Consider the following 2,138-nt stretch of genomic DNA (forward strand, 5'->3'; position numbering starts at 1 on the left):
CAGGACCGCGTCGAGGATGTCCCCTCCGACGTTGTCGAAGTAGATGTCGACGCCCTTCGGCGCCAGGTCGCGCAGCGCCTTGGCGACGTCCGCGTCCTTGTAGTCGATGGCGGCGTCGAACCCGAACTCCTCGATGATCATCCGGCACTTCTCCTCGCCGCCGGCGATGCCGATGACGTGACACCCCTTGAGCTTCGCGATCTGCCCGACGACGCTGCCCACGGCTCCCGCGGCGCCCGACACCACGACGGTGTCGCCCTCCACCGGCTTCGCCTCCTCCAGCAGCCCGAAGTAGGCCGTCATTCCCGTCATCCCCAGGACCCCGAGATACGTCGGCAACGCCGCCAGGTCCGGGTCGACCACCGTCACGCCGGACCCGTCGGACGTCGCGTACTCCTGCGCCCCGAAGACCCCCGAGACGTACGCCCCGACGGGGAAGGCGTCGTTGGCCGACGCCACGACCTCGCCGACCGCGAGCGCCCGCATGATCTCGCCGATCCCGACCGGCGGGATGTAGGAGCGCCCTTCGTTCATCCACCCGCGCATCGCCGGGTCCAGCGAGAGGTACAGGACCTTCACGAGAAAGGTGCCCGCGTCCGGGCTCGCGGTCGGATCGATCTCCTCCTCGGTGAACGACCAGTTCTGGTCATCGGGCAGGCCGACAGGGCGTGATGCGAGGCGGAGCTGGTGGTTCACGACGGGCATGGGACTCCGAGCGGACGGGGGGCGGGACGAGCCCTGAGACTAGTGACCACGAGCCGCCGTAACTCCCCGGGTCCGAACCCGTTGCATCCGCACATCAACTGCTGGAGGATCCGATCATGCGCTCATACCGTCGTCGTCTCGTCGCTCTGGTGTCGTCGACGGTGCTCGCGGTGCCCGGGGTCGCGGCAGCGGCCCCGACGGTCACGACGCTCGACGGCCCGAGCGCGGACGTCAGGATCGCCGGCGGCATCGACATCGCGGCCGACGGCACGGGGGCGCTCACCTACATCAAGGCCGACGGCGGGGTCGACCACGTGTTCGTCAGCCGCCTGTCGGGCGGCTCGTGGAGCGCACCGCAGCGCGTCGACGTCGCGCCGGCGCTGGCGGCACGCGACGCCAAGGTCGCGGCCTACCCGGGTGGCGGCACCGTGGTCACCTGGCTGCACGGGGCCGGGGACGGTCACCTGCGGTCCGCGATCTCCACGGCGACGGGACAGCCCTTCCAGATCGCCGACGTGGTCGATCTCGCGGTGGTCAAGGCCTACGACCTCGACGTCGCGCCCGACGGGACCGGGTACGTGTCCTTCACCGAGGGGTTCAACGTGCGCGCCGCCCGCCTGTCCGGCGGCGCCTGGACGCAGATCGGCGGCGCCACGGCGGTCGACCCGGCAGGCATCCTGGACCGGACACCGGGGGCCGAGGCCGCGGACCCGGGCGGCCAGAACGAGTCGGACATCGCCGCCTACGACGGGGGTGCGGTGATGATCTGGTCCGAGACCGACGGCGGGCAGCGCGACGTCATCGCACGGCGGCTGACCGGCACCGCGGTCGGCCCGGCGCAGGAGCTCAGCGTGGACGTCCTCGGCGGGAAGCCTCGCGGCGACCTGACGGACATGCCGGACGTCGCGGTCGGCCCCGACGGCACCGCGTGGACGACCTTCCGTCACGGCCAGCTCCACGGCGCGACCGACCGGCCGCGCATCGTGACCCGCTCGATCTCGCCCGCCGGCACGGTCGGAGCGCCGCAGATCGTCGACGGCCTGCCCGACGCGCCGACCGAAGGCGCCGAGTTCCCGGCCGTGGACCTCAGCCCCGACGGGAACCACGGACTCGTCGTCACGCCCCGACAGCTCACCTTCCACACGTTCGGCTCCCGCCTGTCGGGCGGCGCCTGGGCGCAGGGCACCCCGGTCAGCTCCGGCACACCCACCGCCGGACGTCCCGCCGCGACCGCGGTCGGCAGCACCGGGTTCGGGGTCATCGCCTGGAGCCGGGTGGAAGGCGCATCGGAGTCCGTCGAAGCGGTGTCGGGCGCGGGCGTCCTGGCGGCTCCCTCCGAGCGGCTGTCCGTCGACGGGGCCGGGGAGATCGCGTTCAACGACACGGAGACCGTGACCGCCGGGGCCGACAGCACCGGCACCACCCACGTCCTG

The 2,138-nt window shown here is 72.5% G+C and carries 2 protein-coding genes; one reads left to right on the plus strand and one right to left on the minus strand.

Features of this window, described 5'->3' with window-relative positions; all coding sequences use genetic code 11:
• A partial coding sequence (locus ABYE80_RS20160) for an NADP-dependent oxidoreductase (protein WP_372792131.1) occupies positions 1-705 on the minus strand: 705 nt, incomplete at its 3' end.
• A gap of 116 nt (positions 706-821) precedes the next feature.
• Between ABYE80_RS20160 and ABYE80_RS20165 the strand changes: the two genes are divergently transcribed.
• A partial coding sequence (locus tag ABYE80_RS20165; RefSeq protein WP_372792133.1) for a hypothetical protein occupies positions 822-2,138 on the plus strand: 1,317 nt, incomplete at its 3' end.

It is taken from the genome of Paraconexibacter sp. (genome assembly GCF_041602235.1).
Classification (GTDB): Bacteria; Actinomycetota; Thermoleophilia; order Solirubrobacterales; family Solirubrobacteraceae; genus Paraconexibacter.